Source organism: Promicromonospora sp. NPDC060204, assembly GCF_042728455.1.
In the GTDB taxonomy this organism is placed as follows: domain Bacteria; phylum Actinomycetota; class Actinomycetes; order Actinomycetales; family Cellulomonadaceae; genus Promicromonospora.
The window spans coordinates 30,423-45,059 of the sequence record NZ_JBHWZO010000006.1 but is presented as its reverse complement, the minus strand read 5'-3'; the positions used below and the strand labels follow the sequence as shown (position 1 = coordinate 45,059).

General features: G+C 73.1%; 13 protein-coding genes. 4 read left to right on the top strand and 9 right to left on the bottom strand.

What is annotated here, in order from left to right:
- Positions 1-4: 4 nt before the first annotated feature.
- Entirely contained in the window at positions 5-898 is an 894-nt protein-coding gene (locus tag ACFWEJ_RS01665) for a helix-turn-helix domain-containing protein (protein ID WP_377227461.1), read from the bottom strand.
- A gap of 46 nt (positions 899-944) precedes the next feature.
- Between ACFWEJ_RS01665 and ACFWEJ_RS01660 the strand changes: the two genes are divergently transcribed.
- On the top strand, positions 945-1,628 hold the full coding sequence (locus ACFWEJ_RS01660; protein ID WP_377227460.1) for an SDR family NAD(P)-dependent oxidoreductase: 684 nt from the start codon (positions 945-947) through the stop codon (positions 1,626-1,628).
- Between the two features lie 35 nt (positions 1,629-1,663).
- On the opposite strand, the gene ACFWEJ_RS01655 is transcribed toward ACFWEJ_RS01660, so the two are convergent.
- Genes ACFWEJ_RS01655 through ACFWEJ_RS01635 form a run of 5 tightly spaced genes read right to left on the bottom strand, consistent with a single transcriptional unit; the run spans position 1,664 to position 6,582 of the window.
- On the bottom strand, positions 1,664-2,788 hold the full coding sequence (locus ACFWEJ_RS01655; protein ID WP_377227459.1) for an adenosine deaminase: 1,125 nt from the start codon (positions 2,786-2,788) through the stop codon (positions 1,664-1,666).
- Positions 2,789-2,802: 14 nt separating this feature from the next.
- Positions 2,803-3,894 (bottom strand): PotD/PotF family extracellular solute-binding protein, encoded by a 1,092-nt coding sequence (locus ACFWEJ_RS01650; RefSeq protein WP_377227458.1) that lies wholly within the window; start codon positions 3,892-3,894, stop codon positions 2,803-2,805.
- Entirely contained in the window at positions 3,891-4,958 is a 1,068-nt protein-coding gene (locus ACFWEJ_RS01645) for an ABC transporter ATP-binding protein (protein WP_377227457.1), read from the bottom strand. Before ACFWEJ_RS01645 ends, ACFWEJ_RS01650 begins: the two co-directional genes overlap by 4 nt.
- Positions 4,955-5,764 (bottom strand): ABC transporter permease, encoded by an 810-nt coding sequence (locus ACFWEJ_RS01640; protein WP_377227456.1) that lies wholly within the window; start codon positions 5,762-5,764, stop codon positions 4,955-4,957. Before ACFWEJ_RS01640 ends, ACFWEJ_RS01645 begins: the two co-directional genes overlap by 4 nt.
- Entirely contained in the window at positions 5,761-6,582 is an 822-nt protein-coding gene (locus tag ACFWEJ_RS01635) for an ABC transporter permease (RefSeq protein ID WP_377227455.1), read from the bottom strand. The genes ACFWEJ_RS01640 and ACFWEJ_RS01635 overlap by 4 nt, the downstream gene beginning before the upstream one ends.
- Before the next feature lie 160 nt (positions 6,583-6,742).
- Between ACFWEJ_RS01635 and ACFWEJ_RS01630 the strand changes: the two genes are divergently transcribed.
- Positions 6,743-7,684 (top strand): LacI family DNA-binding transcriptional regulator, encoded by a 942-nt coding sequence (locus tag ACFWEJ_RS01630; RefSeq protein ID WP_377227454.1) that lies wholly within the window; start codon positions 6,743-6,745, stop codon positions 7,682-7,684.
- Positions 7,685-7,717: 33 nt separating this feature from the next.
- On the opposite strand, the gene ACFWEJ_RS01625 is transcribed toward ACFWEJ_RS01630, so the two are convergent.
- Positions 7,718-8,557, bottom strand: coding sequence for a DUF554 domain-containing protein (locus ACFWEJ_RS01625; RefSeq protein WP_377227453.1), 840 nt, complete (start codon positions 8,555-8,557; stop codon positions 7,718-7,720).
- A gap of 243 nt (positions 8,558-8,800) precedes the next feature.
- Entirely contained in the window at positions 8,801-9,580 is a 780-nt protein-coding gene (locus tag ACFWEJ_RS01620; protein WP_377227452.1) for an SDR family NAD(P)-dependent oxidoreductase, read from the bottom strand.
- Between the two features lie 142 nt (positions 9,581-9,722).
- On the opposite strand from ACFWEJ_RS01620, the gene metH reads away from it, so the two are divergent.
- Complete coding sequence (metH, locus tag ACFWEJ_RS01615; RefSeq protein WP_377227475.1) at positions 9,723-13,253, top strand: methionine synthase; 3,531 nt, start codon at positions 9,723-9,725, stop codon at positions 13,251-13,253.
- A 28-nt stretch (positions 13,254-13,281) separates the two neighbouring features.
- On the opposite strand, the gene ACFWEJ_RS01610 is transcribed toward metH, so the two are convergent.
- A complete protein-coding gene (locus tag ACFWEJ_RS01610) occupies positions 13,282-13,695 on the bottom strand; it encodes a MarR family winged helix-turn-helix transcriptional regulator (RefSeq protein WP_377227451.1) in 414 nt (137 codons plus the stop codon).
- 101 nt (positions 13,696-13,796) lie between these two features.
- On the opposite strand from ACFWEJ_RS01610, the gene ACFWEJ_RS01605 reads away from it, so the two are divergent.
- Positions 13,797-14,597: an alpha/beta fold hydrolase gene (locus tag ACFWEJ_RS01605; RefSeq protein ID WP_377227450.1), complete on the top strand. Its 801-nt coding sequence runs from the start codon at positions 13,797-13,799 to the stop codon at positions 14,595-14,597.
- Positions 14,598-14,637: the final 40 nt, after the last annotated feature.

Below are 14,637 nucleotides of genomic sequence, written 5' to 3'. Positions count from 1 at the left end.
GGATTTATGCCGGGGCGCCGGCCGGGGCCAGGCGGGCGAGCTTGTCGGCGTCGGCGGACCCGGTGTCCGGGTGGTAGACGACGAGCATCAGGTGCTCGGCGCCGCCGATGCCGAGCCGTTCCCGGTTGACGGTCAGCTCCCCGACCTGCGGGTGGTCGATCCGCAGCGGGGTGCCGCGCTGCCCGCGCACCTCGTGGCGCGCCCAGAGCTCGCGGAACCGCGTGCTGGCGGAGAGCTGTCCGACGAGCTCGACGAACCGCGGGTCGTCCAGGTCGGTGCCCGCCGACTGCCGCAGGCTGGCCACGAAGCACTCCGTGACGTTCGCCCAGTCCGGGTAGAGCGCCTGGGCGGCCGGGTCGAGGAACAGGTCGCGGAGCTGGTTGCCGCCCACGTCCAGGCGCGGGTCGACGGCGCGGGCCAGGGCGTTCGAGGCCACGACGTCGAAGTACCGTCCCTCGACGAACGCCGGCTGCACCAGCGAGTCCAGGAGCTTGCGCGCGCCGTCGGGCAGGGTCTCCTCCGCAGGGCGGCGCTCGCGCGGCCGGGCGTGCTGCCCGGGGGCGTCGGCGACGAGCGTGCGCAGGTGGGCGACGTGGGCGTCGTCGAGGCGCAGCACGCGCGCCAGCGACTCCAGGACCTGCGCGGACGGATTGCGGTCGCGCCCGCGCTCCAGCCGCAGGTAGTAGTCGGCGCTGATGCCCGCGAGCAGCGCGACCTCCTCGCGCCGCAGCCCCGGCACGCGCCGTCGGCCCGCCTCCGGGAGGCCCGCCTGCCGGGGCGTGACCAACTCGCGCCGGGCCCGCAGGTACGCGCCCAGCGGGTTGGTCCGATCGCGGAGAGGGGGTCCTGGCAGACCCCGGTCTCGTCCGGGTCCTGGCTGGTCGGTGTCGCCGCTCATAACGTTCCCAACGGCCCGACCGGGCCGCCTATTTCTGGAGGAACGCATGACCGTCACGCTGATCACCGGGGCCAACAAGGGCATCGGGTTCGAGACCGCCCGGCTGCTGCTGGCCCGGGGCCACGACGTCTGGCTCGGCGCCCGGGACGCCGGGCGCGGCGCGAAGGCCGCCGCGGAGCTCGGCGCGCGGTTCGTCCAGCTCGACGTGACCGACGACGCCTCGGTCGCCGCCGCGCTGGCCGCGATCGACGCGGAGGCGGGCCGGCTCGACGTGCTGGTGCACAACGCGGGCGTCCTGGACACCACACTGGACGGCCCTACCGCGCTGCGGTCCTTCGACACCAACGCGGTGGGGATCGTGCGGGTCACCGAGGCGGCGCTCCCCCTGCTGCGCCGCTCCGCGAGCCCGAACGTGGTGACCGTCTCCAGCAGCGCCGGGTCCTTCTGGGCCGTGACCAACCCCGAGCGACCGGAGTACAGCCTGCCGATCGCCCTGTACGCGGCGTCGAAGGCGGCGGCCACCATGCTGACCGTGCAGTACGCCAAGGCGCACCCCGGCATCCGGTTCAACGCCCTGGAGCCCGGGACGGCCGCGACCGACATGACGGCGTCGTTCGGCATCGGCCGGTCGCCCGAACAGAGCGCCGCCGCCGTCGTGCAGCTGGCGACGCTCGGGCCGGACGGCCCGACCGGCACGCTCCAGGACGAGAACGGGACGCTGCCCTTCTAGGTCCTGGTGCGGGCGGCCGGGCCGGGCCGACGGCCTCAGGCGAGGTCCGCGAGCTCCTTCTCGAACCGCGTGCGCAGCGCCGCCTTCTCGACGGGCGGCAGCCACGCGGCCTCGACGCCGGCCAGCGCCATCTGGCGCAGCCGGTCGTCGGGCACCGCGAGGTCGTCGGCCAGGATCCGGTACTCCCCCGCGAGCGTGGTGGGGAACATGCCCGGGTCGTCGGACGCCGGGATCACGTTGAGCCCCGCGTCCAGCATCGCGGCGATGGAGGCCCGGCGCCACGGCCGCCAGGAGCGGCGCGACGTCGTGGAGATGACCGTGAACGGCACCTGCTCGTCGCGCACCCGCGCCACGACGTCGTCGTCCTGCAGGACGAAGTAGCCGTGGTCGATGCGGTCGCAGCCGAGCACGTCCAGGCAGGTGATCGTGTTGACCGCGACCGGGGCGTGCTCGGACGAGTGCGCCGTGCGGCCCAGGCCCGCCTCGCCGGCGAGCCGGTAGGCCGCGGCGAACCGCTCCGGCGGGCCCGCCGTCTCCAGGTTGTCCAGGCCGATGCCCGCCACGTACTCGTGCGGGTGGTCGACGACGGTGCGCACGCGCTCCAGCGCGTCCTCGCCCGAGCCCGACCGGTCGATCGCGGCGATGAGCCGGCCCGACATGCCGAAGTCGCGCTCCGCCATCCGGATGCCCTCGGCGTACGCCTCGACGGAGCCGAGGTAGCCCAGGGAGGCCAGGTGCTCGGGCACGGCGTCGAACGACACCTCGAGGTGGCGCGTCGCGCTCGTGCGGTGCGCCGCCTCGAAGGCCTCGTACGTGATCCTGGTGAGGTCGTCGGCGTCGCGCAGCACCTGCGTGACCCAGCGGGAGGCCTGGAAGAGCGAGTACGAGACCTCGGGCTCGTCCGCGCTGCGGCCCTGCGGCACCGGGATGCGGGTGTCGCGGTACAGCTCCGGGTCCGGAGGCAGGGAGTTGATGTCCGCGTAGATGCGCTCGGGCTCGGCGGGCAGGTCGAGGCCCTCCCGCCGGGCAAGCTCCGCGAAGGTGCTCGCCCGGACCGTGCCGATGAGGTGGCAGTGCAGGTCGACCTTGGGCATGCGGTCGAGCGCGGTGCCGGTCGTCCCGGTGCTTGTCGGGTCAGTGTTCGTGTCAGTGCTCGTCATGGTGTCGGGCCCGGTCAGCCGGCCGTCACCTCACGGGCGAACCGGTCCACCCACTCGCCCCGGGTGGGCACGAGCTCCGCGGGGTCGAGCGTCGAGTAGCCGGCCGCGACCGGGTCGGCCGCGATGTCGCCCACGACCGCCGCGATCGAGTCCGGCACGGTCGCGGCGGGGTTGACGGGCAGGTCGCCCACGAGCTCGGCGGACTTGGTCTGCGCCTCGGCCGAGAGCAGGTAGTCGATGAACTGGTGCGCGCCGTCCACGTTCGGGGCGCCGGCGGGGATCATCGCGCGGTTGGTGGCCATGTACCGGCCCGTGGCCGGCGGCGTCCACGCGTAGGGCTCGCCCGAGGCGACCAGGTCGGTCGCGAAGCCGCTCAGGGAGTCGGCGGCCACGATCTCGCCCTGGGTCAGCAGGTTCGTCACCTCGGTGGACGACGAGTAGAACTGCAGGATCCCGGGGGCCCAGCCGCCCAGCGTCTCCAGCGCGGTGTCGATGTCGTACGGCCCGTCGCCGTAGGTCTCCCCCACGCCCGAGACCATGAGCTGCCCGGCCGTGACCGAGATGTCCGGCAGCGCGAGGCGCCCGGCGAACTCGTCGTCGCCGTACAGGTCCCACTGCGCGGCCTCCTTCGCCGACAGCGCCTCGGTCGAGTAGATGGTCCCGTTGAGCTGGTAGCTGTAGGCGGGGCCGGCGTAGCCGTCCTCCAGCGCGAAGTCGGCCACCTCGTCCAGGGACGGCACCTTCGCGGCGTCGACCTCCTGGAACAGGTCGGTCTCCTGGCCGAGCGCGGCGTAGTAGTCGGAGATCAGCATGACGTCGATGCCGGAGTCGTCGCCCGCCACCTGGAGCTGGGAGAGCCGGTCGGCGTTCGAGCCCGTCTCCACCTCGACCTTGATCCCGGTCTTCGCGGTGAACGGGTCGATCACCGCCTCCTGGAACTCCTCCACGCCGAACGGGAACGTGGAGACGACGATCGTGTCCTCGGCCGCGGCGTCGTCCCCGGCGGAGCAGCCGGCGACCAGCAGGGCGGTGGCCGCGAGGCCGGAGGCGAGCGCCGTGGCGCGGCGGGCGGCAGCGCCGCGGCGGGCGGGGAGGTGGTGCGTCATGAGATTCCTTCGGTTGCGGGTTCGGCAGTCAGCAGGGCCAGGCGCGCGCGGGGCGCGAGGAGGCGGACCCGGTCGCCGGCCGACGGCGCCGGCCCGGTCGCGGTAGCGGCGTGGTCGGCCCGGTGGTCGGCCAGCAGGCGCACGGGCGCGCCCGCCGGATCGGTGGCGTCGAGGGTCACGAGCAGGTCGACGCCGCGGTAGGCGACGTCGGCCACGACGGCGTCGAGCACGACGTCGCCGTCGGCGGTGCCGCCGGCAACGCCGTCCAGGGGCGTGTTGGCGGGGACGATCCGCAGGTGCTCGGGGCGGACGGCGGCCTCCCGGCCGTCGGCCAGCGTCAGGAAGTTCTCGTAGCCGAGGAACTCGGCGACGAACCGGTCGGCCGGCGCGGGGAAGACGTCGCGGGGCGCGCCCGTCTGCACGACCTTCCCCGCGCGCATGAGCACCATCTCGTCGGACATCTCCAGGGCCTCGTCCTGGTCGTGCGTCACGAGCACGACCGTCAGCCCGGTCTCCGACTGGATGCGGCGGATCTCGGCGCGCATCTGCACGCGCAGCCGCGCGTCCAGGTTGGACAGCGGCTCGTCGAGCAGAAGCAGGCGCGGCCGGATGGCGATGGCGCGGGCCAGGGCGACCCGCTGCTGCTGGCCGCCGGAGAGCTGCTTGGGCTTGCGGTCGCCCAGGTGCCCCAGGCCCACGAGCTCCAGGGCCTCCCCGGCCCGGCGCCGCCGCTCGGCCGCGGGCACCTTGCGCATCGTCAGGCCGTAGGCCACGTTGTCGGCGACCGTGAGGTGCGGGAACAGCGCGTAGGACTGGAAGACCATGCCCAGGTCGCGCTTCTCCGGCGGGGTACGGGTCGCGTCCTGGCCGTCGATCAGGATGCGGCCCGACGTCGGAGAGGCGTACCCGGCGAGCATGCGCAGCGTCGTCGTCTTGCCGCAGCCGCTGGGGCCCAGCAGCGTGGTCAGCCGGCCGCGCGGGATGCGGAGGTCGATCTGGTCGACGGCGGTGAAGCTGCCGAACCGCTGGGAGACGCCGACGAGCTCGGCGGCGGGGGTGGTCATCGGTTGATTCCTCCGAAGATCTTGGCGAAGCCGACCGTGCGCTCCGCGACGACGGCCACCACGACGGTCGCGGCCAGCACGAGCGTGGACGCGGCGGCGACCATCGGGTCGTAGCTCTGCTGGACGTAGTCGAGCATCGTGACGGGCAGCGTCCGGAAGTCGCGGGTCTGCAGCAGCAGCGACAGCGGCACGTTGTTGAACGAGGTGACGAAGCCGAGCAGGCCCGCCGAGATGAGGCCGGGACGCAGCATCGGCAGCGTCACGGTGACGAACGCGCGCAGCGGCGAGGCGCCCAGGCCGCGCGCCGCCTCCTCCAGGGCCGGGTCCGCCAGCGCCAGGGACGCCCCGGTGACGCGCACCGCGTAGGGCAGCAGGAGCGCCGTGTGGCCCAGCAGCAGGGTGGTGAAGTTGTCCAGGTGCAGGCCGATCATGAGCTGCTGGTACAGCGCGAGGCCCACCACCAGCTCCGGCACCACGAGCGGCGACAGGAACAGGCCCTCCAGCAGCCCCTTGCCCGGGATCCGGCCGCGGTGGATCGCGAGCGTGACCGGCACACCCAGCACCAGGGCCAGCGCGGTGGACAGCACCGCCAGCTCCAGGCTGGAGACCACGGCCTCCGTGAACGGCGAATACGCCACCGCCTCGCCGAACCACTTGAGCGACAGCCCCTCGGGCGGGAAGCGCAGCGTGCTGCCGGCGGTGAACGCCGTGGCCACGACGAACAGGATGGGCACGATCATGATCACGTAGCCCGCCACGGCGAGCGCGCCGGCCACGGGGTGGCGCAGACCTGGGGTCCGGCTCATGAGGTGGCTCCCTTCCGGCCGACGAACGCCGAGATCCCGGAGACCAGGAAGACCAGCACCGTCATCACGATCGCCGTGGCCGACGCCGCCGCCCAGTCGACCGTGACGCTCGCGTAGGAGAAGAGCTGGGTCGAGAGCATGCGCTGGCTCGACCCGCCGAGCAGGTACGGGGTGGTGTACGCGGTGACGGAGCCCGCGAACACGAGCGTGGCCGCGACCACGATCCCGGGCAGCGAGAGCGGCACCAGGATCGTCCAGAAGGAGCGGGTACGGCTGGCGCCCAGGCCCCGGGCCGCCTCGTCGAGGCCGGGATCGACCTGCGCGACGGCGGAGTAGCAGGTGATGACCGCCAGCGGCAGGAAGAGCTGGACCAGGCCCAGCACGATCGCCAGCTCCGTGTACAGGAGCTGGGGCGCCTTCTCCACGAGGCCCAGGCCGGTCAGGAGCTGCCCGATGACGCCGTTGGAGCCGAGCACCACCAGCCAGCCGAAGGTGCGCACCACGTTGCTCAGCAGCAGCGGGAAGATCGCCAGCGCGAGCAGCACGCCCGCCCACCGGGACTGCGACCGGGCCAGCAGCGAGGCGATCGGGAACCCGAGCACCACGCACAGCGCGGTGACGATCAGGCCGATGCGCACGGTGCGCCAGATGATCCCGAGGTCGTAGGGGTCGGTGAGCATCGCGCCCATGCGCTCGATCACCTCGGCGAACGTCACGCCGGGCGGGGCGAAGAGCATCGCGACCGCCGGCAGCAGGAACCCGACGAGCAGGAACGCCAGCCCCGGCAGGAGCAGCAGAAGTGTGGAACGTGCTCGCACGAGCCGTCTTTCGTTGATGGAACCGGTTCCATCGGACCCTAAGGCATGTGCGGCCGTGCTCCTGCAATCGCGCGTTAACTTCCTGTTACGCGCACGGGCAGAGCGGGCGGAAACGGTTGCATCGGCCGTCTAGAGTGTGCGCAACGACCAAGGAGGAACGGTGCCTGATCTGTCCGACGTCGCCGCGGTGGCCGGCGTCTCCAAGGCGACCGCGTCGCGCGCGCTGAACGGGAGCGGCCTGGTGGCCCCCGAGACCGCGGTGCGCGTGGTGGCCGCGGCCGCCCGGCTCGGCTACGTGCCCAACCGCGCGGCGCGCGAGCTCGCGCGCGGGCGCACCGGCATCATCGCCATCGTCGTCCCCACCCTGGACAACACCTTTTTCACCCCGATCATCGCGGGCGCCCAGGCGCGCGCCGAGGAGGCGGGCCTCCAGCTCACCGTGGCCGTGCACGCCCTGGACTCCGCGGACGCCGTCGAGCGGCTGTCCCGGCAGGTCGACGGGTTCCTCGTCGTCGCGCCGCGGGGCACCGACACGCTCGTGGCGGGGATCGGCGCGGCCAAGCCCGCCGTCCTGGTGGACCGCGAGATCGACGGGATGACGTCGGTCGTGGCCGACACCGCCACGGCGTTCGGCGCCCTGACCGAGCGGCTCGCCGCCGAGGGACACCGGCGCATCGTCTACGTGGGCGGCCCCGAGGGGTCCTGGCAGGACCGGCAGCGCACCGCCGCCGTGCGCGACGCCGCGGAGCAGGCCGGCGCCGAGCTCACCGTGCTCGGCCCGCGCCCGGCCACGTTCGTCGCGGGGGTCGAGGTGACGCCGGCCGTGCTGGAGACGGGCGCCACCGCCGTCGTGCCGTACGCGACCTCCATCGGGCTGGGGCTGCTGCTGGCGCTGGGCCCGCGCGGCGTCGAGGTGCCGCGCGACCTGGTGGTGAGCACGGAGCCCACGGTCATCGAGGCGCTCGGCCTGGAGCACACGCCCGCCATCGACGTGGACGGCGAGGAGCTGGGCCGCACCGCGATGGACCTGCTGGCGCGGCAGCTCGACGGGCAGGACGAGCCGGGCCGTCAGGTGCGGCTGCCGGTGCCGGTGCGGGGCTGACGCCGGTCGCCCGGTGCTCGGGCCCGCGCGCGCTCAGCGCAGCACGATCACGAGCTGCGTGAGCAGCGGCGCCACGACGAGGGCCGGCAGCAGGTCGCCGACCGGGATCTGCTTGAGGTGCAGCAGCCGCAGGCCGATGCCCACCAGCATGAGGCCGCCCGTGGCCGTGAGCGCGGCGATGTGCGCGTCCGGCAGCACGGACCCGAGCAGCACCCCGGCCAGCGTCACCAGACCCTGGACCACGCCGACGGACACCGCGGAGAGCAGCACGCCGACGCCGAACGACGACGCGAACGCGAGCGCCGCGAAGCCGTCGAGCACCGACTTGAGCAGGAGCTGGTCGATGCCGCGGCCCAGGCCGTCGGACAGCGACCCCAGGATCGCGAGCGGCCCGACGCAGAACAGCAGGGACGCGGTGAGCCAGCCCTCGATGAAGCGCTCGCGCGCCGCGGGGTCCTGGCCGGTCTCGGTCGCGTCGATCAGCACGGGACGGTGCGCGGTGCGCCGGCCGCCCGAGCGGCTGTCGGAGCGCCGGGCGTCGGAGCGGCGGGCCAGCCAGCCCTGGATCGTGCCGGCCAGCCCTTCGAGGCGGTCCTCGATCCGCAGCAACGAGCCGGCGATGCCGCCGATCAGCAGGGACCCGAGCACGATCAGCACGGGCGCGCCCGACCCCGTGGCGGAGACGAAGGCCGCGTCGGTGACCGCGAACGCCGACAGCGCGGCGACCAGCAGGGTCACGAGGCCGAGGATGTCGGTCACGACCGCATGGGTGCGCTGGGGCAGCCGGTGCCCCACCGCCATGCCGAGCAGCGACCCGACGACGATCGTCCCGACGTTGACAAGAGTGCCCAGGCCCGGGAAGTCGACGTTCACCGCGCGAGCCTACTGCGGCACGGCGATCCCGCCGCTCGACCGTCCCAGCAGTCGGCGTCCGCCGGCGCGGCCGGGCAGGCACGCCTCCGGGAGGAAGCCTTCGCAGCCGGGAGGGTAACGAGCAGGTAGCAGTGCTACCTCTCCGTTACCCCACCGGCCGCGTAGGTCTTTCCCCGGACCGGCGATGTCGTCCGACGCCGTGCGCCGGGGAGGGCCGTCACGGCGTGGCACCGTGGCCCGGGCTCAGTGGACCGAGAAGCCGCCGTCGACGAACAGCGAGTGCCCTGTGACGTAGCCCGAGGCAGCGCTGGCGAGGAAGACGGCGGCGCCCTCGAAGTCCTCGGGCACGCCGTTGCGGCCCACGGTGGTGCGGGCGGCGAGCGCCGTGACCTTCTCGGCGTCGTCCTGCAGGTGCTGGTTCAGCGGCGTGAGGACGAAGCCGGGCACGAGGGTGTTGGCGGTGACGCCGCGCGCGGACCAGGCCTCGGACTGGGAGCGGGCCAGCGACTCGAGGGCGCCCTTGGAGACGCCGTAGACGCCGCTGTCGACGAACGACCGGTGGGCCTGCTGCGAGGAGATGTGGATGAGCCGGCCGAAGCCGCGGGCCGCCATGCCGGGCGCGAACCGCTGCCCGAGCATGAACGGCGCCTCCAGGTTGACGGTCATGGTGACCTCCCAGGTCTCCTGGTCGACCTGGCCGAGGTGGGGGCGCAGGTTGATGCCCGCGCTGTTGACGAGGATGTCGGGCTCGCCGGCGGCCGCGACGATCCCGTCGGCGGCGGCGCGGATGCCGTCGCGGCTGGAGAGGTCGGCGACGACGGTCTCCACGGCGCAGCCCCGTTCGCGCAGGCCGGCGGCGACCTCGTCGAGCCTGTCGGCGCCGCGCGCCAGGAGCACGGTGCGTGCCCCGGCCTGGGCGAGGGCCTCGGCGATGGCCCGGCCGATGCCGGAGCTGCCGCCGGTCACCACGGCGGTGCGACCCTCCAGGGAGAAGAGGGTGGTCAGGTAGTCGTGCGTCGTCATGTCGGGGACGATACCCGCGGGGAGACCGCCTGCCGGGCACGTACGGCGTCGTCGTCCGGCCAAGGCTTACGCTGCCCGGGTGACCGCACTGCCCGCCGCCCCGCCCTCGCTCGCCGAGCGTTCCGCCGCCCTGCTGGAGGCGATGCGCACGCGCGTGGTCGTGGCCGACGGCGCGATGGGCACGATGATCCAGGAGGCGAACCCGACCCTGGACGACTACCAGGGGCTGGAGGGCTGCAACGAGATCCTGACGGTCTCGCGGCCCGACCTGATCGCCGGGGTGCACGACGCGTTCCTCGCGGTGGGCGTCGACGCGATCGAGTCGAACACGTTCGGGGCCAACTGGTCGAACCTGTCGGACTACGGCATCGACGACCGGATCCGCGAGCTGGCCCGCGAGGGCGCCCGGATCGCGCGCGAGCGGGCCGACGCCCACGCGACGCCGGACCGGCCGCGATGGGTGCTGGGCTCGATGGGACCGGGCACCAAGCTGCCGTCGCTGGGGCACACCACGTACGAGCACCTGCGCGACACGTTCGCGGAGCAGGCGGCGGGCCTGATCGAGGGCGGCGCGGACGCGCTGCTGATCGAGACCAGCCAGGACCTGCTGCAGGCCAAGGCCGCGGTGACGGGCTGCCGGCAGGCGATGGCGGAGACCGGGCAGCGGGTCGCGGTCATCGTGTCGGTGACGGTGGAGACCACCGGGACCATGCTGATGGGCTCGGAGATCGGTGCGGCGCTGGTGGCGCTGCAGGCGCTGGACATCGACGCGATCGGCATGAACTGCGCCACGGGTCCGGAGCAGATGAGCGAGCACCTGCGGCACCTGTCGCAGCACGCCCAGATGCCGGTGGCGTGCATGCCGAACGCGGGCCTGCCGGTGCTGGGGCCGCACGGCGCGTCCTACCCGCTGACGCCGCAGGAGCTGGCCGCCGCGCACACGCAGTTCGCGCGGGAGTTCGGCCTGGGCCTGGTGGGCGGCTGCTGCGGCACCACCCCGGAGCACATGCGCCTGGTGGTCGAGGCTGTGGGCGGGCAGCCCGTGGCGCCGCGCGAGCCGGTGCGCGAGAACGCCGTCGCCTCGCTGTACTCGGCCACGGACCTGCGCCAGGAGACGAGCTTCCTGGCGATCGGCGAGCGCACCAACGCCAACGGGTCCAAGGCGTTCCGCGAGGCGATGCTGGAGGCCCGCTGGGACGACGTCGTGGACATCGCCCGCGCCCAGACCCGCGACGGCGCGCACCTGCTCGACGTGTGCGTGGACTACGTGGGGCGCGACGGCGTAGCGGACGTGCGGGACGTCGTCTCCCGCCTCGCGTCGGCAAGCACGCTGCCGCTGGTGATCGACTCCACGGAGCCCGCCGTGATCCGCGCGGGCCTGGAGCTGCTGGGCGGCCGCGGCGTGGTCAACTCGGTCAACTTCGAGGACGGCGACGGGCCGACGTCGCGGTTCGGGCGGATCATGCCGGCGGTGGTGGAGCACGGCGCCGCCGTCGTCGCCCTGACGATCGACGAGGAGGGGCAGGCGCGCACCGCCGACGGCAAGGTCGCCATCGCGTCGCGGCTGATCGACACCCTGGTGGGCGACTGGGGCATGCGGGTGGACGACATCATCGTCGACGCCCTGACCTTCCCCATCGCCACGGGCCAGGAGGAGACGCGGCGCGACGCGATCGAGACCATCGAGGCGATCCGGCGCATCACGCACAAGTACCCCGGCGTGCACACGACGCTCGGCGTCTCGAACGTGTCTTTCGGCCTGAACCCGGCCGCGCGCGCGGTGCTGAACTCGGTGTTCCTGCACGAGGCGACCGAGGCGGGGCTGGACTCGGCGATCGTGCACGCGGCCAAGATCCTGCCGCTGTCCTCCATCCCGGACGAGCAGCGGCAGACGGCGCTCGACCTGGTGTGGGACAAGCGCGAGTGGGACGCCGACGGGAACCTGACCTACGACCCGCTGTCCAAGCTGCTGGACCTGTTCGAGGGCGTGGACGCCGGGGCGATCCGGGACCAGCGTGCCGCGGAGCTGCTGGCCCTGCCCGTGGGCGAGCGGCTGGCGCGGCGCATCATCGACGGCGCCCGGAAGGGCCTGGAGCCGGACATCGAGGAGGCGCTCGGCGCCGGGATGAAGGCGCTGGACATCGTCAACGACCACCTGCTGGAAGGCATGAAGGTGGTGGGCGAGCTGTTCGGCAAGGGCGAGATGCAGCTCCCGTTCGTGCTCCAGTCGGCGGAGGTGATGAAGGCCGCCGTCGCGCTGCTGGAGCCGCACATGGAGCGCCTGGAGGGCGACAACGGGTCCAAGGGCACGATCGTGCTGGCGACCGTGCGCGGCGACGTGCACGACATCGGCAAGAACCTCGTGGACATCATCCTGACGAACAACGGCTACACGGTGGTCAACATCGGCATCAAGCAGCCGGTGAGCGCCATGATCGACGCCGCGATCGAGCACGACGCCGACGTGATCGGCATGTCGGGGCTGCTCGTGAAGTCGACCGTGGTGATGAAGGAGAACCTGGAGGAGCTGGCCTCCCGCGGGTTCGAGAAGCGCTGGCCGGTGCTGCTCGGCGGGGCCGCGCTGACGCGCACGTACGTCGAGGACGACCTGGCCTCGCAGTTCCCCGGCACCGTGCGGTATGCCAAGGACGCCTTCGAGGGGCTGCGGCTGATGGAGCCCCTGGTGCGGGTCGCGCGCGGCGCCTCGCCGGACGACGTCGGCCTGCCCGCGCTGCGCAAGCGGCGGCACGGCGTGGTGACGGTGACGCAGACGGCGCCCGAGAACCTGCCCGCCCGCTCCGACGTGGCCGCCGACAACCCCGTGCCGGAGCCGCCGTTCTGGGGCACGCGGATCGTCAAGGGCGTGCAGCTCTCGGAGTACGCGGCGTTCCTGGACGAGCGCGCGACGTTCATGGGTCAGTGGGGTCTCAAGCCCGGCCGGTCGGAGGACGGCGCCTCGTACGAGGAGCTCGTCGAGACCGAGGGCCGCCCGCGGCTCGCGGAGTGGATGGACCGCATCCGCACCGACCAGATCATGGACCCGACCGTGGTGTACGGGTACTTCCCGGTGTGGTCCGAGGGGGACGACGTCGTCGTCGCACACCACGGGGACTTCGACGGGACCGGGGCGCCCGACGGCGGCTCCGGCGGCGAGGTCGGCACCGAGCGGCTGCGGTTCCACTTCCCGCGGCAGCGGCGCGACCGGCACCTGTGCCTGGCGGACTTCGTCCGGCCGCGGTCCTTCGTCGAGGAGACCGGGCGGTTCGACGTGCTGCCGGTGCAGCTCGTGACCGTGGGCGACACGGTCTCGACGCACACCGCGAAGCTGTTCGAGGCGAACAAGTACCGCGAGTACATGGAGCTGCACGGCCTGTCGGTGCAGCTCACGGAGGCGCTGGCGGAGTTCTGGCACTCCCGGGTGCGCTCGGAGCTGGGCTTCGGCGACGAGGACCCGAAGAGCGTGGAGGGCATGTTCAAGCTGGAGTACCGCGGGGCGCGGATGTCGCTCGGGTACCCGGCGTGCCCCGACATGGAGGACCGGCACAAGGTCGTGGAGCTGCTGCGGCCCGAGCGGGTCGGGGTGACGCTGTCGGACGAGCTGCAGCTGCACCCCGAGCAGTCCACGGACGCGTTCGTGTTCCACCACCCGGAGGCGAAGTACTTCTCGGTGTGACGGCCGCGGTAGTGGCCGTCCGGCACCGTCACCGCGGACCGGCGGCCCTGGTCAAGAGCCCGTGCAGGACGGCCTGCTCGGCCTCGGTCAGCGTGCCGATGGTCTCGGCGAGGACGGATTCGACGACGAGCGATCCGGCCTCGAAGGCGCGCTCGCCGTCGCCGGTCAGCTCGTGGCGGGTGGCCCGGCCGGGCCCCTCGGCCCGTCTCAGCAGGCCTCGCTCGATCATGCGCCTGGCGAGGGTGCCCATCGACTGGTCGGTCTGGAAGGTCAGGTTCGCCAGCGTGTGCAGCGTGGCGTCCGGGTGCTGGTGCAGATGCCGGAGAACGTCCCACTGCACCAGGGAGAGTCCGTGCTCGGCCAGCCGACGGTTGGCCTCGCGGTGGTGGCGCCACTGCAGCCGCTTCACGGCGAGGCCGATCTCCTGGAGCGACGGTGACACCGACGCAGCGTAACCCACCACTGGCGACGCTCCTCTCCCTAGGCAAACTAAAGATACTTATATAAGGTTCCTTAGACAGCCTCGTCCACAAGGAGCACGCCATGAGCGACACCGTCCCCGCCCTCAGCCCGCGGCCCGCCCGCACTCTCAGCGCGTCCGCCGCCGGCGGTGTGATCACCCTCGACGACCGCGACCACACCCAGCCTTACCTCCTCCTGCACGGCGGCGGCGGACCGGCGACGATGACTGGCTTCGCCGCCCTGCTCGCCCAGCGCACGCACTCCCGCGTGCTGACCCCGACCCACCCCGGCTTCGCGGGCACCCCGCGGGTGCCCGGGGTGGACTCCACCCGGACGCTCGCGGCGGCCTACGTCGCCCTGCTCGACGAGCTCGGCCTCGGCGACGTCACGGTGATCGGCAACTCGTTCGGCGGCTGGCTGGCCGCCGAGATCGCACTGCTGGGCAGCCCCCGGGTCAGCGGTGCAGTGATCATCGACGGCATCGGTATCGAGGTCGAGCAGTACCCCCCGACCAGCGTCGCCGGCCTCACGCCCGCCGACCTGAGCAAGCTGTCCTTCCATGACCCGAGCAAGGCCCCCGCCCCGCCCACCACCGCAGGGACCGGGCCGGGCCCGGACCTCCAGGCCCTGGTCTCGTATGCCGGCCCGACCATGTCGGATCCCACCCTGCTGGAGCGGCTCCGCGCGCTCGACGACCTGCCCGTCCACGTCGTCTGGGGCGAGAGCGACGGGATCGTCAGCACCGGGTACGGCCAGGCCTACGCCGCGGCGATCCCGACGGCGAAGTTCACCGTGCTCCCCCGCTCCGGCCACCTGCCGCAGGTCGAGACGCCCGAAGAACTCCTCGACGCAGTCGCCGACCACGTCCCTTCCCGGAATTGAGCACCCCGACATGAGTACCGCGGCACCGCCCCGGCGCGGC